The organism is Bradyrhizobium sp. USDA 4473 (assembly GCF_054063335.1).
This window is the reverse complement of sequence record NZ_JBSSGE010000001.1, coordinates 3,692,381-3,709,737: the sequence shown is the minus strand read 5'-3', so window position 1 is coordinate 3,709,737 and position 17,357 is coordinate 3,692,381. Positions and strand designations below refer to the sequence as shown.

The following is a 17,357-nucleotide window of genomic DNA, read 5'->3' as shown; positions in this document are numbered from 1 at the left end:
CCCCTACCCTCCGTACGGTGCAAGTATGAGGTCGCGATTGACGACGACGCGAATCGGGAAACCAGGTCGCACGGTCAGCGTCGGCTGGATATTGAGACTGCGCCGAACTACCTGCTGTCCAGTCTGGTTCAGTGAGTCCGAGGCGCCGTGCCGCAATGCCTGGATGATCGCGCTGTCGTTGCTGTTGGCGTCCGAGCCGGCACCTAGCTCGGTCCCGACTGCTAGAAACGTCGACAGTGCCGCAGCCTTGAAGAGCTCACCCCAGTGATTGTCGACCTGGTCTTCAAGGCCCGCATATCCAGCTGCGTCAGCGCCAGGCTGCCGCTCGAGAACGATAGAACGTCCATTTGGCATGATCAGTCGGGTCCAGACGAGCAGGACACGTGACTGGCCGAAAGTGACCTGGCTGTCGTAGATTCCGATCAGACGCGCACCTTGAGGCACTAACAAGAACCGACCGGTGGGCGTGTCGTATAAGTTTTCGGTGACCTGCGCCGTTACTTGGCCTGGAAGGTCTGATCGAATCCCGGTGATAAGGGCTCCCGGAATGACCGTCCCAGCCTGCACGATATACGGTGAAGCTGGCCTAGTGATGCGGTCAGGGCTGACCGTACGACGGTCCGCAGGGGCGTTCACGAAGGCAAGCTTGCGGTCCTGACCGTTCTGCGCATATCCATCGTCGCCAGTGCTAGTTGCGCTCGGTGGTACGACGCGCTCGCCTCCAACAGCCGCATCGGCGGACGGACGCACTCCTCCTCCATTGGTCGAAGCGAATAGATGACTGATGCGGGCTGCCTCGGACTCTTGATCTCGGCGCTGCTGGTCCGGATCAGCGCCGATCTGGCCTTGGGCGGCAAGGATCGGTCGACCGAGGTCCCCGGGGAGTGGCGGACCAAGCTGCGGGATTGGCTCGCGCGGAACACCAGCATAGTCCTTCGGCAGCGTCGTAATGCCGTCGGCAACATTGTGGTGGTCGGTACTGTAAAGCTCATCGGCCGCTTGATTGCGGGATCGATTGCTCTGTAGCGACCACAGCACCGCTCCGCCGATGACAAGCATGGCAACTGCGCCCCCTCCGGCCAAGACCTTCCGCGACAACCGCGTCACACGCGGGTGCTCAGCTCTCAAGCGGAAGCTTTCGGACTGCTCCCCTTGTGTCTCCGCCGGAACTGCTTGCCCCTGATCGTTAGCATTCCGAGTGTTCATGACGAGGGCCTCCCGTCGGTCCTCACAATCCTGACCTTCTGCTGATGCTCGCCGCCAAGCCGCAGTTCGGCGGCAGCAAACAGCCGATCGACGATCAATACGTTGCCGTAAGCGCGATAGTTGACGAGTTCGGTCTTGCCGTCTGGACCGATGACGAAGAGCGGAGGCATCTCGCCCTGCACGATGCCTCGCGGGAATTCGACGTAGACCTTGCGGCCATCGTCATATGCGGCGAGCGGCCGCCAGGGAGGACTGTCCCCTTCAATGACATAGCGGGAGATGCGCTGCGCCGGATCCGGAAGAACGGGCTTCAGAGCAGCTGAATGCGACCGTTCGCGTACCGCATCAGGATAGTACCAGGCAACGGATGGCATGTATGGCCGCTCGCGGGAGCGGAGCTCGATCAGGTAAGTGCGCCGGTCAGTATTGACCACCAGATTGGTCTCGATCGAAGCTCGGGTCGGCTTGACCAGGATATGGACGCGTCGTGTATCGCCGCTGCCGCTCAGGGTATCGCCCACGACCCAGCGTACGGTATCTCCGGCCGCGATCGGCCCTGATCCCGTCAACTGTTCTCCCTCCTCGAGCGCGATATCCGTGATCTGCCCCGGTGCGGCGTAAATCTGATAGAGCGCTCCGGGACTGTAGGCGTAGATCTGCGCCGCGTTGAAATACCCGCGCTTGCGCGGTTCGACCCGGGCTGCGCTGTTTGCGGTCTCAACCCGGCTCACGGGTTCAACGTCTTCCCTCCCTCCCAATTTGCCGCCAAGAGCCGGCTTCCAGAGGGGTGGAACGTGAAGTGGTCGCGGCCTGTCGTCGAGAGGCACAGGCGGCGCGGGCACCGAAGGAACTTCAGCGTCATAGCTGATCTCCGGGGGAATGTAGGTCGCGCACCCACCAAGCGCCGAGGAACCAAGCAGCAGAGCAAACAACACTGGTCGCTTCGCGGTCAAGAATTCGGGCCAAGTCGGACCGTCCCCACTGTGCGGGACGGGACGCTTCGAATAAACCTCAGACGGCGTCTTAGTCACTGACTCAACTCCTTTGACCAGTTGATGGCGCGGACGTAGACGCCAAGAGGATTCTTGCGCAGGCGCTCGGCATCCCGCGGCGTTTCGATCACGATGGTGAGAATGGCAGTCCAGCGCTCGGTCGAGCTCAAGGAGCCGTTGTCATAAGTGCGCTCGGACCACGCGACCCGAAAGCTCTCCGACGACGCGCGAATGACGCTCGAGACGTCCACGGAGATTTGGGCCTTACCCAACTTGGCAAGGGGGTCATTGCTGCGCGCATAGTCGTTCAACGCGGCGGCGCCGCGATCGGTCGTAAAATCATAGGCCCGGAGCCAGTTTTGGCGCAGAACGATGCCGTCGGCCGGTAGGCCTCTGACGTCCTCGATGAAGCGCGCCAGATGGTAGGCAATCTGCGCATCAGTGGGTTGATAGTCGATATTAGCCGGCGCAACCCTTTGGGCTTGGCCGAGATGATCGACTTCGACCACCCAGGGTGTGATCGAGCCTTGGCTCGATTGCCAGACAAGACTACCAGCGAGACCGGCTGATAGCATGAGGCAACCGAACGCCATCAAGCGCCAATTTTTGGCCTGCACGCGGGCAGATCCAATGCGTTCGTCCCAAACCTGCGCGGCCTTTTGGTAAGGCGTGATCGGCTCGGGCATGCGCCCGTAGTGTACGGAAGGTCGTTTGAACATCGATAGTTGCCCCTGAGATCAAGTAATCGTTTTCGAGTTGTTCGGTGTCCGCGTTTCAGTCGGCCGCGCAGCGGCTGGCGAAGGCGCAGTGGCTAAGTGTCAGCGCTCTCCTTCAGACAACTCGACGGATGAGCCGCCGCCACCGTGATCACCTGAGCGAACCGCGTGGCTGACTGCCGATGCCCCGTGCCGAATAGTCTCGGCACGCTTCATGCGCCGCGCCCAATCGGGCTGCGCGCCAGCCGAAGTGCTGGCGGCCTGCTCGCTGGTTTGCCCACCTCTACCGAGCGCAGCCGCTGCACGACGCAACGGGCTAATCGCAGCGGAAGCGCCTGCCTCCGCGACGCCGCCAAGGCCGCTGCGGTAGGCGGCGGATGCTCCGCTCATGGCAGCGCCGCCACTACGCGCGGCGCCCGCAATCGCGCCGCCAGCGAGACCAGCACCGCCAGCGGCAACACCTACGCCTGCCGCGACAATGCCACCGGCAGCAAGGCCTGTGCCAACCGCGGCACCGGCACCGAGCTGAGGTCCACCCGACACCAGACCGTTCGCGATACCTGGACCGAAGATACCGAGGCCAAGCAAGGAGAGCGCTGCAAGGACCAGGGTCATCGCGTCTTCGATCGTTGGCTGAGCGCCGCCGAAGCCAGTGGTGAACTGCGAGAATAGGGTCGAGCCAATGCCGACGATGACGGCCAGGACCAGGACCTTGATCCCTGAAGAAATGACGTTACCCAACACCCGCTCTGCCGCGAAGGCAGTCTTGCCAAACAGTCCGAAGGGAATGAGCACGAAGCCGGCCAACGTCGTGAGCTTGAACTCGATCAGGGTGACAAAGAGCTGGATTGCCAGAATAAAAAAGGCGAGCAGCACCACGACCCAGGCGAACAGGAGAACGACGATCTGGACGAAATTCTCGAAGAAGCTGATGTAGCCCATGAGGTTCGAGATCGAATCGAGCAACGGTCGACCGGCATCGAGTCCGACTTGAGCGATTTTTCCAGGTCTCAGGAAATCTGATGCGGACAGGCTCGCACCCGATGCTTTCAGTCCAAGACCGGCAAAGCTCTCGAAGACGATGCGCGCGAGGCTGTTCCAGTTGCCGATAAGGTAGGCGAAGATCCCCACGAAGAGCGTCTTCTTGACGAGGCGCGCGATGATGTCTTCGTCCGGCCCCCAACTCCAGAACAACGCAGCAAGCGTGATGTCGATCGCAGCAAGGGTCGTTGCGAGATATCCGACATCGCCGCTGAGCAGCCCAAAACCGTTGTCGATATAACGCGTGAACGTTTCCAGGAACTGGTCGATGATCCCCGTACCAGTCATGGCTTGCTCGCCTCAGGTGTCGCCAGGTTCGGATATCCCTGCGGAATTCGGCTTTGATCCTTTGGGGCAGGCGTCGTACTGGCCGAGTCATCGTGGCCGGGAACTACAACGCCGTCTTTCTTGCCAAGGAACTGACGCCGGTTTTCGGCCCAAATCTGCTGGCAGTAGCGATAGCCTGCCGTCTCCTCCGGAGTGACGCCGTGGCAGCGTGCGAGGTCAGAGCTGATTGCATCTGTTGTCTGCTCCGCCTTCGGTGCCGGCGGAGAATCGTCTCCGCCACGCAGCTGAATCGTGCAGGCAGCGACGGCCACCAGGCCGATTGTCGTAAGCAGCGACAGCGCCTTAAATACTTTTACATCGGTCATCAGTGGAACATCTGCACATTGGAGGATTGATAGCCCTGTCCTGGCGTCAGGAAACGCCTGAGCTGCTCTCGCCCCTGATCCTGAGCCGAAGCGCGCTGAGCCGCTTCGAGGCTCTGCGCCCTGCCCTGCGCCGCCGCAGCCGCTGTGAGATCGGCAAGTTGTTGCGCTTGAAGCGCGAGGATCTGGTTGCCGGCCTGAGTTGCCTGCAAGGCGCCACTGGCACTCTGGCTCGAGGTTACGAGGGCAGACGTCTGCATGCGATTGTTGTCGAGGTTGCCAACGATGCCGGCCTGGACACGAAGCGCGTCTTGCGTCGCTCCAAAGGAATTCTGCCATCGCGATTGAGCGTTGGAGATCAGCAACTGGCTCGACTGGCTGCTGGTCGCTGGCGCATAGCTTGTCGAGAAGGCATGATCGATCTGCTGCACGTCGTACGCAATGCGCTGGGCCTGGGCCAGCAATTGCTGGGTGCGCTGGATCGATGATTGCAATTGCTGCAGCGACGAATACGGCAGGTTTGCTAGATTCCGTGCCTGATTGATCAGCATCTGTGCCTCGTTCTGCAACGAGGTGATCTGATTATTAATCTGCTGGAGCTCCCGGGCGGCCGTCAGGACATTCTGGACGTAGTTGGTAGGATCGAAGACGATCAGCGCCCGTGCAGGCACCGTGACGCCAAGCAACAGCGCGAAGGCGGCAGTGGTCGCCAATAGGCCAAGAGGTCTCATAGCGATTTCTCCAGATTGACGAGATTGGGGATCAGATCTGTCGCCCAGGCGACGCGACGATGCTGGAGCCAGGCAGGCACGAAGTCGTCGGGTCCATGTTCGGCGATGAGTTGCGTGATGGCGGCCTGGTCTGTCTTGGAAGAGGCCGCGGTAAATGCGAGCGCAACCTCACCAAGGCCGAGTTCGAACATCCGATTGCCCCGACGAGACTGGCAATAGTAATCGCGCTTTGGCGTTGCCCGGCTCAGAAGCTCGACTTGACGGTCATTGAGGCCGAAGCGGCGGTAAATGGCAGTGATCTGCGGTTCGATCGCCCGTTCGTTCGGCAGCAACAAGCGCGTTGGGCAGCTTTCGATGATCGCCGGCGCAATCGCAGAGCCATCAATGTCCGAAAGCGACTGGGTGGCGAAGATGACGGACGCGTTCTTCTTCCGAAGCGTCTTCAGCCATTCACGGAGTTGCCCCGCGAAATGCTCGTCATCGAGGGCAAGCCAACCCTCGTCGACAATCAGGAGTGTCGGCCGGCCATCGAAACGATCACCAATACGATGGAAGAGGTACGCCAGCACGGCCGGCGCCGCACTCGTTCCGATCAAGCCTTCGGTCTCAAACGCCTGAACCGAGGCCTCGCCGAGACGTTCGAATTCGGCATCGAGCAGGCGCCCGGAAGGGCCGCCCAGGCAGTACGGTTGCAAAGCGCGTTTCAGGGAATTCGATTGGAGCAGGACTGAAAGGCCCGTGAGGGTGCGCTCCTCCCTCGGCGCCGAAGCGAGAGATGTCAGCGCTGACCACAGATGATCCTTGACCTCCGGGATGATCTCGACCTTTTCCCGTGCCAGGATCGCGCCGATCCATTCCGTCGCCCATCCCCGCTCGGAAGGATCGTCGATCCAGGCTAGCGGCTGCAGGGCGACGGGATTTTCGTCCCCGTCCGACAAGGCACCACCTAGATCGTGCCAGTCGCCACCCATGGCGAGCGCGGCCGCCCGGATCGAACCACCGAAATCGAACGCGAAGACCTGAGAGTTCGGATAGCGGCGGAATTGCAGCGCCATCAGAGCCAGCAACACGGATTTGCCGGCGCCAGTCGGGCCGACCACGAGGGTGTGGCCGACGTCGCCAACGTGGAGGGAGAAGCGGAACGGCGTTGATCCCTCGGTCCTGCCGAACAACAGAGGCGGGCCTTTGAAGTGGAAGTCCCTCGCCTCGCCCGCCCACACGGCTGACATCGGAATCATGTGGGCTAGGTTAAGAGTTGAAACCGGAGGCTGCCGCACATTACCGTAGACGTGCCCCGGCAGACTGCCGAGCCAGGCTTCGACGGCGTTCACGGTCTCGACCATGCAGGTGAAATCGCGGCCCTGAATGACCTTCTCGACGAGACGGAGCTTTTCATCGGCGGCACCGGCATCTCTGTCCCAGACAGTGATGGTAGCCGTGACAAAGGTCTGTCCGATCTGATCGGACCCCAATTCCTGCAACGCCGCGTCGGCATCAAGCGCCTTGTTGTGGGCGTCGGTATCGAGCAGCGTCGACGCCTCGTTCGTCATGACCTCCTTGAGGATGGCGCCGATGGACTTTCGCTTGGCAAACCACTGCCGGCGGATCTTGGTCAGCAGCTTGGTGGCATCGGTCTTGTCGAGCATGATCGCGCGGGTCGACCACCGATATGAAAACGCCAGCCGATTCAGGTCATCCAGAATTCCCGGGGTCGTCGCCCCCGGAAAGCCCACGATCGTCAGAACCCGAAGATTGGCTGAGCCCAACATCGGTTCTAATCCGCCGGTCAGCGCTTGGTCGGCCAACAGGGCATCGATGTACATCGGAATTTCGGGCACCCGAACGCGGTGACGCTTGGTCGAGACCGTCGAGTGCAGGTAGGTCAGCGTGTCCTGATCATCGAGCCAGGCACATTCGGGCATGAACCCTTCGACGAGTTGAAGCACACGGTTTGTCTGGTCAATAAACCCACGGAGGACCTCGCGCGCGTCGACTCCGACGGTGCGGTCGCGACCCTCGTAAAGCAGTTGCTCTGCCCTGGCGGCCCCTTCCTCTGGAGGCAGATAGAGGAAGGTCAAGAAGTAGCTGGACTCATAGTGCGCGCCCGCCTCCTCGAATTGAGCCCTGCGTTCCGCGTCAACCAGCGCAGACGCGACATCCGGAAAGGTGCTCGGAGGATAGGTCCCCGCAAAATGACGCTGCGCCTCGACGAATACGGCCCAGCCTGATCCCAGGCGACGCAAGGCGTTATTCAGGCGACCGGCGACGCCGACAAGTTCGGCCGGCACCGCGCTCTCGAGGTCAGGCCCCCGGAACTTCGCCGTCCGTTGGAACGAGCCGTCTTTGTTCAGGATGATTCCCTCGTCGACGAGGGCCGCCCAGGGCAGGAAGTCGGCGAGACGCGCGTTGGAATGACGATATTCGGCAAGATTCATCATGACCGAGGCTCAGGTGTTGAGGTGACTGGGAACGCGCAGATGTCGGCGCACCACATCGACAAAGGCGGGATCGCGTTTGGCGGCCCAGACGGCGGCCACGTGGCCGATGAACCAGAGGACAAGACCCGCGATCCAGAGCCGCAATCCGAGCCCCAGGGCTGCCGCAAGCGTGCCATTGACGATCGCAACCGATCGCGGCGCGCCGCCCATCAGGATTGGCTCGGTGAGCGCGCGGTGAACGGGCACGACAAAGCCTGCCACATGATCATCCATCAGATCACCACGCCGCCGCCGAAAGAGAAGAACGACAGGAAGAAGCTCGAGGCGGCAAACGCGATCGACAAACCGAACACGATCTGGATCAGCCTGCGGAAACCACCTGACGAATCGCCGAATGCGAGCGTGAGACCGGTCACCACGATAATGATGACAGCGATGATCTTGGCGACCGGACCTTCAACCGACTGCAAGATCTGATTGAGTGGCTGCTCCCACGGCATGTTCGAGCCAGCCGCCCATGCCGGCGCTGACGTCAAAAGAATCAGCCCGGACGTGGCCAGTGAAGCGACATCTCGACGAAAGCGAAATTGCTGACTCATGTCAGTCTCCTGCTGATGAAAGGTTGTAGTCGCCCGCGGCGCCAAGGCTCGAAACGAGGGCGAGCTCAGCAAGGCGACGGTCAGCGCCGCGGCCCGTAAGGACGGCGACGAGGTTGATTGTCTCAGCGATCAGGGCCCGCGGAACCGTGATGACGGCTTCCTGAATAAGCTGCTCGAGCCGCCGCAGCGCACCGAGCGCGGTGCCCGCATGAATAGTGCCGATGCCACCGGGGTGACCGGTGCCCCAGGCCTTGAGCAGATCGAGTGCTTCCGCACCGCGAACCTCGCCAACCGGGATACGATCAGGACGCAGTCGCAGCGAGGACCGAACGAGATCCGATAGCGTGGCCACGCCATCTTTGGTCCGCAGCGCCACGAGATTGGGCGCATTGCATTGCAGTTCGCGCGTGTCTTCGATCAGAACGACCCGATCGGAGCTCTTTGCCACCTCGGCCAGGAGGGCATTCGTCAGCGTCGTCTTGCCGGTCGATGTCCCGCCGGCGACGAGGATGTTCTTCCGTGCGGCGACCGCGCCCCTCAGGACCTTGGCCTGCTCCGAGGTCATGATCCCCCTGGCGACGTAGTCGTCGAGCGTAAACACGGCCACTGCGGGCTTGCGGATAGCAAAGGCCGGTGCTGCAACGACCGGAGGCAAGAGACCTTCGAAGCGCTCGCCGGTCCCAGGCAATTCGGCCGAGACCCGTGGCGAGCCGGCATGCACCTCGGCACCGACGTGATGCGCTACCAGGCGAACAATGCGCTCGCCATCCGCTGCGGACAAAGTTTCGCCCGTGTCGATCAGGCCATTCAACAACCGGTCGATCCACAACCGCCCATCCGGATTGAGCATCACCTCGATGATCGATTCGTCTTCGAGGTAGCCGGCAATCGCAGAGCCAAGCGCGCTACGCAGCATTCGCGCGCCGCGCGAACTCGCTTCCGATTGAATGGAATGGATTACCACCGTTCGCCCCACCGAATGAGGACATCCAACGAGCGTCCTCATATGGGGATGATTAGAAAAGGCACTGACGGACTTGGCGCAACAAGCGCTTTCGGTAATCGTAGACTGGCGTAGAAAAAGGAAGACTGACGGCTGATATTGGACGGCTACTCAATCGCACCGGTTCGCGATGAGTTATTGCTCACCACTCCGCGTCGTCCGCGGGCACCAGAATGACCGAATCCTCATACAACCCAACTGACTCGACAGCATAGGAAACATCAGCCGGCTTGAAGAAGAGGATTGAACTCATCCACGAAGCGATGGATCGGCGCCAGGGCATCGCGAACCAGACGAACGTCGCGATCTGCATTGCTACGTTGAGACCGAACGCGACTTGATAGGCTTGGAGGGGTCTATGGCCATCATTCGCAGACCATTGCTCCAAGATAAGACCTGTCGCGTATTGTGCCAGAAACGCCCAACCAAAATGCAAAACGTTCAAGGCGCCGTTGGCACGACCGGCAAGCTCCGGCGGAAAGTAATCCGCTATCACCGCGAAGCTGACCACGGTTGCCGTTCCGACAATTGCGACAACAGACCAGGGAAAGATGGATGGCACCGGCGCTCGCAGGATCAAGGCAAACTCGGCTGCAATAAATAGTACTGCAACGATCGCCAATATTGTCTCCGCCCCGATTCCCCTTCGTTTGATGCAATGGACCGTCATTCCGAACAACCAGGCACCACCGCTAAGTACGATTGACATCATGAAAAGCTGTCTGACGAGACTTGCGCGATCAAGCCCCTCCACGTCGGTCAGCCATGGCGATGCCCACAATCCCTGCAGGGACCAGGCCGATCCAATGCAAGTCGCCGACAAAGGGGCCATTCGCCAAAAGCGCCGATCGCCGAAAACGGAGCTAAGAGTGGCGCGCTCTGCTGATGGGACAATGCCTCGCTCAGGCACGACGGCATAGATGAGGATGGCCGTCGCACCGGTAGCGGCCGCTAGGACCTTAAAGAGTTGCCGCCAGCTCATCCAGGCGAGCAGGTGTTCGACGGGGACCGTAGCAGTCACTGCTCCTAGCGATCCCAGCATGACCATGTAGCCGTTCAGCAAGGCGACACGCTCCGGGGGGAGCCAAAGGACGATCGACTTCAATCCTGCGGTCAACGCCGCCGCCACGCCAAGGCCGATCATTGCACGCGCGATCAAAAGCGACAGGAAGCCAGTCGATATGGCGAAGAGTCCGGCGCCCGCTGCGGCAAGCAAGAGCAGAACACTATGGACGCGACGTGGACCAAAGCGATCCAACAATATACCGATGGGGATCTGAGCGGCCGCAAATATTAGGAAATAGACTGACGTAAGCAACCCGAGGTCGGCAGTTCCAAGCCCGGTGTCCGAGTTGAGATGGCTTGCGATCAGAGCGTTGATGGTTCGAAACAGATACGAGAGGTAGTACCCAGCTGCAAAAGGTAGAAAAACGCGCGCGATTTGCCATGCTGGTGAGAATTGCATGCTAGCCCCTCTTGCTGTCAGCTCGTACGAGCCGATAGCGCGACCAGCTTTTCGTCGGGTCGGCTAAATCGCTGCAGTCGCAGGCAGGCGTAGTGAAAAGAAGGATTGGCGAAATGGCAATCAGGTTTCTTCGGCCGGTTCCTGACGGCGAATATCTTCTGGAATCTCGCGCAGAAAGCTTTGCCCTTTTTGCAAACGGCGCCCGAGCGCTTCGACAAATCCTTCAAAACGCTCGCGACCCTTTGCCTGCGCGGCCGCCTGCGCGTCGTTGGGTAGCGGCGGCGTGATCGTTAACCAGAAGCGAATGAAAAGCGCCAAGCTCTCAGCCGTCAGACCGACGTCGCGCTCCAGCCTCTGCATCTGACGCGACAGCCGATCGAGGCGCCGGGCGAACGCCGCCTCCCGCCTGTCCGCTCCATCCGGTGACAGAAACGAAGCGACGGCCGCTTCCACGATCGCAGACCGGGAAAGCTTCTTGCGATCGGCAAGTTCGGAGATCTGTTTCAGCAGCTCTGGCGGGAAGTAGACGTTCATCCGGTCGCGCATGTCGCCTCAGAGCTCCATACCGTCATTCGGGTCCATAGCGGCCTGACGGGCGACACCTCGCATCTGTTGGCGTATGAGCCGGGACTGACGGACCGCATCCTCGTCATCGTCAAGGACGATGGCGAACTCCTCTGCCGGCGTCGGTGCTGTCGTCTCCTTGGCGATCGCGACGTGATCCGGAAGTTCAGGCTCACGACGGAGCCCACTGTTCGCCGTGTCTTGCTCGGCATCCGCAGTTTTGTCAGTTGGGCGTGCCGTCGACTTCAGAGGTCCGAGCGCCGACCATCCGTCCGTTCGCGAGGAACGGCCGGCGCTCGCTGGATCGGGCGGCGGCAGAACCCGCTCGGTGAACCGCCGATCCTCATAGTAGCGAACTTTCTTCGCCCGGATTGGCGGCGTACCCGCCACCATGACGATCTCGTCCATAGGCGGAAGCTGCATGACCTCGCCAGGAGTCAAAAGCGGCCTCGCCGTCTCCTGCCGCGAGACCATCAGGTGACCCAGCCAGGGGTTCAACCTATGCCCGGCGTAGTTCTTCATCGCCCGCATCTCGGTCGCCGTCCCCAAGGCGTCCGACACCCGCTTGGCGGTCCGCTCGTCGTTGGTCGCGAAGCTGACCCGGACGTGGCAGTTGTCGAGGATGGCATTGTTTGGCCCGTAGGCCTTCTCGATCTGATTGAGCGACTGCGCGATCAAGAAGCTCTTGATGCCGTACCCCGCCATGAAGGCGAGTGCGGACTCGAAGAAATCAAGCCGCCCAAGAGCCGGGAACTCGTCGAGCATCATCAGAACTCGATGCCGGCGGTCGCGGGCATGCAGATCCTCGGTCAGACGACGGCCAATCTGGTTCAGCACCAGGCGGATCAACGGCTTGGTGCGCGAGATATCGGAGGGCGGCACCACTAGGTAAAGCGTCGTAGGGCGGCTATCTGCGATCAGATCGGCGATCCGCCAGTCGCAGCGGCAGGTCACCAGAGCCACGACGGGATCACGGTAAAGCCCGAGGAACGACATCGCGGTGGACAAGACGCCGGAGCGTTCGTTCTCGGACTTGTTGAGAAGTTCGCGCGCCGTCGAGGCGACCACGGGATGGGCGCCGTGCTCGCCGAGGTGGGATGTGGTCATCATCGCCTTCAGCGTCGCCTCGATCGGCCGCTTCGGATCGGACAGGAAGCCGGCCACGCCCGCCAAGGTCTTGTCTGCCTCGGCATAGAGGACATGGAGGATGGCGCCGACGAGGAGGGAATGACTGGTCTTCTCCCAATGGTTCCGCTTGTCGAGCGAGCCTTCGGGGTCGACCAGGACGTCGGCCACGTTCTGGACGTCACGAACCTCCCATTCCCCACGCCGGACTTCGAGCAGCGGATTGTAGGCTGTGGACTTCGGGTTGGTGGGGTCGAACAACAGGACGCGGCCATGCCGCGAGCGGAAGCCCGCGGTCAGTTGCCAGTTCTCGCCTTTGATGTCGTGAACGATGGCCGAGCCGGGCCAAGCGAGCAGCGAGGGGACGACCAGACCGACACCCTTGCCGGATCGGGTGGGCGCAAAACACAATACGTGCTCCGGTCCATCATGGCGGAGGTAGTCGCGGTCGAGTTTGCCGAGCACCACACCATCCGGACCAAGAAGTCCCGCTGCTCGGACTTCTTCCACACCAGCCCAGCGCGCCGAACCGTAGGTCGCGACATTCTTGGCTTCACGCGCGCGCCACACCGACATGCCGATCGCCGCCGCGATCGAAACGAAGGTCCCTGACGCGGCAATGAACGCCCCCTCGACAAAGACCTGCGGGGCATAGGCATCAAAGACGAACCACCACCAGAAGAAGATTGGCGGGAAATAGATCTTGAAGCCCAACAGCTCGAACCAGGGCCGCCCAAGCTCCAGTTGCCAGGCGAGCCGCCAGGCCGTCCACTCGGTTGCTCCCCAGATGGCCAGCAAAACGATCAGGCCGACGACGATCACCTGACCCCAGAGGATTTTGGTTCCGGACATCCCGAACATCCTTCCGCAACTGGATTGGAGAGATTGCTAGAGGCCAAGGTCGCGCTTCCGACCAAAGCCCCATTCGATGCCACCGCCGTCCTTCACGACACCAGTGACGTGTTGGCCGAGCTTCTTTTCGAGTTCGCGCGACCAAGGCACGAGCTGGAAACCAAGCCCATTATCGACCATGGCGAAGCGTCCCGAAGTGAGCGTCAGGCGCTGGCGATAGGTGCCCACCACATGCTCCCCGGAAGCGGCATTCACGCGAGGCAGGCCGTTGTCGGCCGAGATTCTAGCGGCCACCTCGTCCAGTTCGCGCCGGCTCAACGCGTTCAGGAGGTCGCGCTGCAGGATGATGCGTTGGCCCTGCCGCCGCGCCAGCCCCTCCTGGATCAGATGCTCGGTACGGGCTTCCATGGCTTCGCGAGTCTCGCGGCCGAAGCCGCCCGTGGCGAGTGGCATGGGATCGCGTTCGACCAGCCGGTGGTCGAGCCAGGTGGCCCCTCTTGCAGTGACCTGCTCGGCAAGATCGAAATCGGAACGGGCTGCGAGCACCATGGTCGGCCGCGGATCGCCGGCTTGACCGAGGCGTCGGACTTCGACGATGCCGCCGGCCCGTGGCGCCTGGTCCAAAGCCTCCAGCCCTCGGAAGCGCACGTGATGGGCGCGCCCGTCCGTTCCGTCGATCAGGGCGTAGGCCTCGCCAGTCAGTTCGTCATGCAACCCGCGGTCGACCAGTCGCCCGATGATCTGGGACGTCGGCTCTCGGCCTTCGATCACGAAGTCGGCAACACCGCGCGCTTCCCCACGTTCGGTAAAGGCGCGATGCATGGTCTTGATGATGTCGCCGCGCATGCCAAGCTCGCGCAGGCTCCGCTCAGCCTCGAGCCCGACCATCCATTCCCCCGGCGCGGCCGATGCGGCAAAGCCCATCTTCTCCAGGTGCTGAAGACGACCGATCATCAGGCGCCGGATCTCGGGATCGGACTGGCCGGGGTTCTCCGGGCGAAGATCGATAGAGCCGGTCTCATCGGCCGCCAGCCGGATCTCCCGATCCAGCCGCGTCCATCGTTCCGCCGTGACTTCTCTCTCCAGTGAATTGCGGATCTCGTGCTCCGGCTTTGGACCCAATTCGATGGCGGCCAGTTCCTCGGCGCGTGAGCGCAGACCCTGGCTGATGTAGTCGCGGGAGATCACGAGATCCGCCCCTTCCTCATCGACTCCCCGAACGAGAAAATGGATGTGGGGATTGTCGGTATTCCAATGATCGACGGCCACCCAGTCGAGCCGTGTGCCGAGATCGGTCTCCATCTGATTGGCAAGGTCGCGGGCAAAGGCCTTCAGGTCGGTCATGTCACCGGCATCCTCTGGCGAGACGATGAACCTGAAATGATGCCGGTCGTCATTGCACCGTTCTGCGAAAGCCGCGCTATCGGCGCGGTCGCTGCCGGCATCGAACATCTCGGCCCGCTCACCACTCCGGGTCACGCCGTCGCGCTTCAGATATGAGAGATGGGCGGTCAGTGGCGCTGAACGGAACGCTCGCCCCTTATGACGAACCACGCGCGCCTTCACCACGACGCGCCGCGTCGGGCTGAACAATCTGGCGCGGCTGAAGGCGAGCCGCCCGCGACCAAACGTCGAGCGCCCATAGGCCGCGGAACGCCCGCCGGCCATTGTCTGACCTGAGGAATGTCCTGCTTTCTTCGCCGCCCGCAGCACCTGGTTGATGAAGCTCTTGGGCTTCGGCGCGCGGGTACTGCGGATGCGCCCAGGCCGAATACGTAGATCGCTGTCGCGCACACTCATGGCAGGGCCTCCGAGTGATCCAAAGTGCGCACGGTGCCGAAAACGCCTTTGATTGCATTCGTTAAAAAGCAAGGCGCGGCACGCGCCGCGACCGACCGGTACGCCAGAACCCAAGCCATGCCAATGGCTTGTGGTTCGACCGGCGAGCCCTTTTTATCTAGCAGTCCAGCTGTCGTGCTTGTGCGCTCTGCTCGTTCTTTCGCCAATTGCTCGCTGTTGCACGCCAGGGCTCGCGAACCTGCCAATATGGTCATTGCGATCCTCCCGCCTCCGACCCAGGGACGAACACACCAACAGGCCGGGGGACCATGGGCGAGACACCGTGCACCGAGATTGCAGCCTTGGCGCCACTCGAAGGCATGAGCTCTGCCGATCGATCGCGCATTCTCGTCCGATCAAACCATGTGACGAACAAAGTTTCAGCCGTGGATGGCTGCCTGGCGGCTCTCCTCGTCGCAGGCATTTCGATGTCAAGCAGAGCTGCAAGCTTTGCCACATACGCTTGCGTCTCGGCTGGCAAAGCGCCGCTCGCAAGAAGTGCTTCATAGCGAGATGGTCCCGCGTTGTACGCCGCAAACATACCTGGCGAGCCATAGCGATCGAGCAATTCACGCAGATACGCAGCCCCAGCCAGAATGTTGTCGTGTGGATCGTAAGGATTGCTGCCTAGATTATAGCGCTTGCGAAGTTCCGCCCAGGTCGCCGGCATGATTTGCATCAGGCCAATTGCGCCCTTGGGCGATTTGGCATGCACGTCTCCCGCGCTTTCGACGCTGAGCACCGAGCGTATCCAGGCTGACGGGATCGCAAAGCGTTGTGCTGCTTCGTCGATGAACCCCGCGAACGAGCGGGTGCCCTGACGGATCGCTGAAACTGCGATCGGCCCGTTCTCGGCTGAAACAGCATCGCCCGATGCGGTCAGTAGGAGCCACAGGGGCATCACACGCGCGACGGATCGAGCCACGCAGGCCACCGTGCTCGGGCCCCTCCAGGGTAAAGCTGCTTCGTGCCAGCCGCTCGGCCGACCTGGACCGCCCCTGCGCGCGTCGAGCTTGATATCGATCGGAACGGAGGAATGGTCCCGCAATGGACCGAACAAAGGAATGGCAAGGTGAACACGTGGAACACGCACGCTCATTCCTCCCGCGTCCAGACTGGGAACGCACGTCCGATTACAGCGGAAGCCGGGATAAATCCAAAATATCGACCGTCCAGGGAGTCGTTGGACTGCCAGTTCATCAGAAAAAGTTCGTCTGTGCCGAGGACGCGACAGCCCTGCCATTTCGGCAGCGGACGGCCGCGTCCGTCGCGATCGCGGGCCTCGCCGACTGCAATCTCATCAACCGAAATCGTGGGGCCGGATCTGCAGACCGTCTGTCCGCGCAGCGCGAGCACCCGTTTAAGCATGGGGACGCCGATGGGCAGGTAGCCGTTAAGGTCGAGGAAGGTCGCAAGCGGCTCTGGCGGCTGAACGGCGACCAGTTCGGTAACCTGGAAGCGCGTTGCCGGTCGTAAGCGATAAAGACCGATTGGCACGCTCTTCGATGCATTCCAGATGTAGAGGGGAAGCGGCTCCAGAGCGACAGTCGCGACCAGCGCAGCTGCGACCCCAAACGTCGTTGTCAACGTCATCAGGCGGTTTCTCATCGCGTCACTCTCCGGCGATGGAGCCACACCTGGTGGCGGGCTTTCGTGTAGGGACGCGGCTTTTCATTGACGGATAGACGGTTGTGGACGTGATGCCAGTGATCTGGAGCGACGTCGGCCGGATCGATGCTGAGCGCCTCGACGGCGTCGATCATCTGCAGCACGCGTTCGACCTTCGGCCACCCGGAGAGCCGCAGCAAAATTTCTCCGCCGGGCTTCACATAGGGCACAGTCGAGCAGCGCTGTCCCGGCGCGACCGAGCGCAAGATGTCGATGCGCGAAATGACCGTACCGAAGTCGTTGGAGGTCCAACGGACAAATGCAAAGATGCTGTCTGGCGCGAATGATAGGACACGCCGATGACGATCAATCTTCCGTTCCTCGACGATACGACCGAACCGAATGCGGTTTTCGATTCGCTTTTCGAGCCACAGCAGTTCCACTTCGGTGAAATCGCTCATGCCGCCGCTCCCCGACGCTCGAACTGGGAGCCGTATGCTTTGAGCGGCGTTAAGCACGCGTGACGCT

General features: G+C 61.6%; 18 protein-coding genes. All 18 read right to left on the bottom strand.

Annotation, left to right across the window (positions count from 1 at the left end):
* Positions 1–3: 3 nt before the first annotated feature.
* Positions 4–1,206, bottom strand: coding sequence for a TrbI/VirB10 family protein (locus tag ACVW17_RS17165; protein WP_456797680.1), 1,203 nt, complete (start codon positions 1,204–1,206; stop codon positions 4–6).
* Positions 1,203–2,237 (bottom strand): P-type conjugative transfer protein TrbG, encoded by a 1,035-nt coding sequence (trbG, locus tag ACVW17_RS17160; protein ID WP_456797679.1) that lies wholly within the window; start codon positions 2,235–2,237, stop codon positions 1,203–1,205. Before trbG ends, ACVW17_RS17165 begins: the two co-directional genes overlap by 4 nt.
* Positions 2,234–2,917: a conjugal transfer protein TrbF gene (trbF, locus tag ACVW17_RS17155; protein ID WP_456797678.1), complete on the bottom strand. Its 684-nt coding sequence runs from the start codon at positions 2,915–2,917 to the stop codon at positions 2,234–2,236. The genes trbG and trbF overlap by 4 nt, the downstream gene beginning before the upstream one ends.
* Positions 2,918–3,016: 99 nt before the next feature.
* Positions 3,017–4,243, bottom strand: a complete 1,227-nt coding sequence (gene trbL, locus ACVW17_RS17150; protein ID WP_456797677.1) for a P-type conjugative transfer protein TrbL — start codon at positions 4,241–4,243, stop codon at positions 3,017–3,019.
* Positions 4,240–4,608: a putative entry exclusion protein TrbK-alt gene (gene trbK-alt, locus ACVW17_RS17145; RefSeq protein WP_456797676.1), complete on the bottom strand. Its 369-nt coding sequence runs from the start codon at positions 4,606–4,608 to the stop codon at positions 4,240–4,242. Before trbK-alt ends, trbL begins: the two co-directional genes overlap by 4 nt.
* Positions 4,608–5,336: a P-type conjugative transfer protein TrbJ gene (trbJ, locus tag ACVW17_RS17140; RefSeq protein ID WP_456797675.1), complete on the bottom strand. Its 729-nt coding sequence runs from the start codon at positions 5,334–5,336 to the stop codon at positions 4,608–4,610. Before trbJ ends, trbK-alt begins: the two co-directional genes overlap by 1 nt.
* Positions 5,333–7,774: a conjugal transfer protein TrbE gene (gene trbE / locus ACVW17_RS17135; RefSeq protein ID WP_456797674.1), complete on the bottom strand. Its 2,442-nt coding sequence runs from the start codon at positions 7,772–7,774 to the stop codon at positions 5,333–5,335. The genes trbJ and trbE overlap by 4 nt, the downstream gene beginning before the upstream one ends.
* A gap of 9 nt (positions 7,775–7,783) precedes the next feature.
* Entirely contained in the window at positions 7,784–8,047 is a 264-nt protein-coding gene (locus ACVW17_RS17130) for a VirB3 family type IV secretion system protein (protein WP_456797673.1), read from the bottom strand.
* Entirely contained in the window at positions 8,047–8,373 is a 327-nt protein-coding gene (locus tag ACVW17_RS17125; RefSeq protein WP_456797672.1) for a TrbC/VirB2 family protein, read from the bottom strand. Before ACVW17_RS17125 ends, ACVW17_RS17130 begins: the two co-directional genes overlap by 1 nt.
* 1 nt (position 8,374) lies before the next feature.
* Entirely contained in the window at positions 8,375–9,289 is a 915-nt protein-coding gene (trbB, locus tag ACVW17_RS17120) for a P-type conjugative transfer ATPase TrbB (protein WP_456797671.1), read from the bottom strand.
* A gap of 229 nt (positions 9,290–9,518) precedes the next feature.
* Positions 9,519–10,841 carry an MFS transporter gene (locus ACVW17_RS17115; RefSeq protein ID WP_456797670.1) on the bottom strand — a complete coding sequence of 441 codons (1,323 nt, stop codon included), beginning with the start codon at positions 10,839–10,841 and terminating at the stop codon, positions 9,519–9,521.
* Positions 10,842–10,961: 120 nt separating this feature from the next.
* Complete coding sequence (locus ACVW17_RS17110) at positions 10,962–11,387, bottom strand: ribbon-helix-helix domain-containing protein (protein WP_456752966.1); 426 nt, start codon at positions 11,385–11,387, stop codon at positions 10,962–10,964.
* A 6-nt stretch (positions 11,388–11,393) separates the two neighbouring features.
* Positions 11,394–13,382 carry a conjugal transfer protein TraG gene (locus ACVW17_RS17105; protein ID WP_456797669.1) on the bottom strand — a complete coding sequence of 663 codons (1,989 nt, stop codon included), beginning with the start codon at positions 13,380–13,382 and terminating at the stop codon, positions 11,394–11,396.
* A 36-nt stretch (positions 13,383–13,418) separates the two neighbouring features.
* Positions 13,419–15,182 (bottom strand): relaxase/mobilization nuclease domain-containing protein, encoded by a 1,764-nt coding sequence (locus ACVW17_RS17100; protein WP_456797668.1) that lies wholly within the window; start codon positions 15,180–15,182, stop codon positions 13,419–13,421.
* A complete protein-coding gene (locus ACVW17_RS17095; RefSeq protein ID WP_456797667.1) occupies positions 15,179–15,436 on the bottom strand; it encodes a hypothetical protein in 258 nt (85 codons plus the stop codon). The genes ACVW17_RS17100 and ACVW17_RS17095 overlap by 4 nt, the downstream gene beginning before the upstream one ends.
* A complete protein-coding gene (locus ACVW17_RS17090; RefSeq protein ID WP_456797666.1) occupies positions 15,433–16,122 on the bottom strand; it encodes a lytic transglycosylase domain-containing protein in 690 nt (229 codons plus the stop codon). The genes ACVW17_RS17095 and ACVW17_RS17090 overlap by 4 nt, the downstream gene beginning before the upstream one ends.
* Before the next feature lie 194 nt (positions 16,123–16,316).
* Positions 16,317–16,829, bottom strand: coding sequence for a S26 family signal peptidase (locus ACVW17_RS17085; RefSeq protein WP_456797665.1), 513 nt, complete (start codon positions 16,827–16,829; stop codon positions 16,317–16,319).
* A complete protein-coding gene (locus ACVW17_RS17080) occupies positions 16,826–17,290 on the bottom strand; it encodes a DUF2840 domain-containing protein (RefSeq protein ID WP_456797664.1) in 465 nt (154 codons plus the stop codon). The genes ACVW17_RS17085 and ACVW17_RS17080 overlap by 4 nt, the downstream gene beginning before the upstream one ends.
* Between the last annotated feature and the right edge of the window lie 67 nt (positions 17,291–17,357).

Bases quoted from the DNA above. Each gene is read 5' to 3' on its own strand.
- ACVW17_RS17165 (WP_456797680.1), bottom strand. From the start codon at position 1,206: ATGAACACTCGGAATGCTAACGATCAGGGGCAAGCAGTTCCGGCGGAG.
- trbK-alt (WP_456797676.1), bottom strand. From the start codon at position 4,608: ATGACCGATGTAAAAGTATTTAAGGCGCTGTCGCTGCTTACGACAATC.
- ACVW17_RS17130 (WP_456797673.1), bottom strand. From the start codon at position 8,047: ATGGATGATCATGTGGCAGGCTTTGTCGTGCCCGTTCACCGCGCGCTC.
- ACVW17_RS17085 (WP_456797665.1), bottom strand. From the start codon at position 16,829: ATGAGAAACCGCCTGATGACGTTGACAACGACGTTTGGGGTCGCAGCT.
- ACVW17_RS17110 (WP_456752966.1), bottom strand. From the start codon at position 11,387: ATGCGCGACCGGATGAACGTCTACTTCCCGCCAGAGCTGCTGAAACAG.
- trbB (WP_456797671.1), bottom strand. From the start codon at position 9,289: ATGCTGCGTAGCGCGCTTGGCTCTGCGATTGCCGGCTACCTCGAAGAC.
- ACVW17_RS17095 (WP_456797667.1), bottom strand. From the start codon at position 15,436: ATGACCATATTGGCAGGTTCGCGAGCCCTGGCGTGCAACAGCGAGCAA.
- trbF (WP_456797678.1), bottom strand. From the start codon at position 2,917: ATGTTCAAACGACCTTCCGTACACTACGGGCGCATGCCCGAGCCGATC.
- ACVW17_RS17090 (WP_456797666.1), bottom strand. From the start codon at position 16,122: ATGCCCCTGTGGCTCCTACTGACCGCATCGGGCGATGCTGTTTCAGCC.
- ACVW17_RS17080 (WP_456797664.1), bottom strand. From the start codon at position 17,290: ATGAGCGATTTCACCGAAGTGGAACTGCTGTGGCTCGAAAAGCGAATC.
- trbJ (WP_456797675.1), bottom strand. From the start codon at position 5,336: ATGAGACCTCTTGGCCTATTGGCGACCACTGCCGCCTTCGCGCTGTTG.
- ACVW17_RS17105 (WP_456797669.1), bottom strand. From the start codon at position 13,382: ATGTCCGGAACCAAAATCCTCTGGGGTCAGGTGATCGTCGTCGGCCTG.
- ACVW17_RS17100 (WP_456797668.1), bottom strand. From the start codon at position 15,182: ATGAGTGTGCGCGACAGCGATCTACGTATTCGGCCTGGGCGCATCCGC.
- ACVW17_RS17125 (WP_456797672.1), bottom strand. From the start codon at position 8,373: ATGAGTCAGCAATTTCGCTTTCGTCGAGATGTCGCTTCACTGGCCACG.
- trbL (WP_456797677.1), bottom strand. From the start codon at position 4,243: ATGACTGGTACGGGGATCATCGACCAGTTCCTGGAAACGTTCACGCGT.
- trbE (WP_456797674.1), bottom strand. From the start codon at position 7,774: ATGATGAATCTTGCCGAATATCGTCATTCCAACGCGCGTCTCGCCGAC.
- ACVW17_RS17115 (WP_456797670.1), bottom strand. From the start codon at position 10,841: ATGCAATTCTCACCAGCATGGCAAATCGCGCGCGTTTTTCTACCTTTT.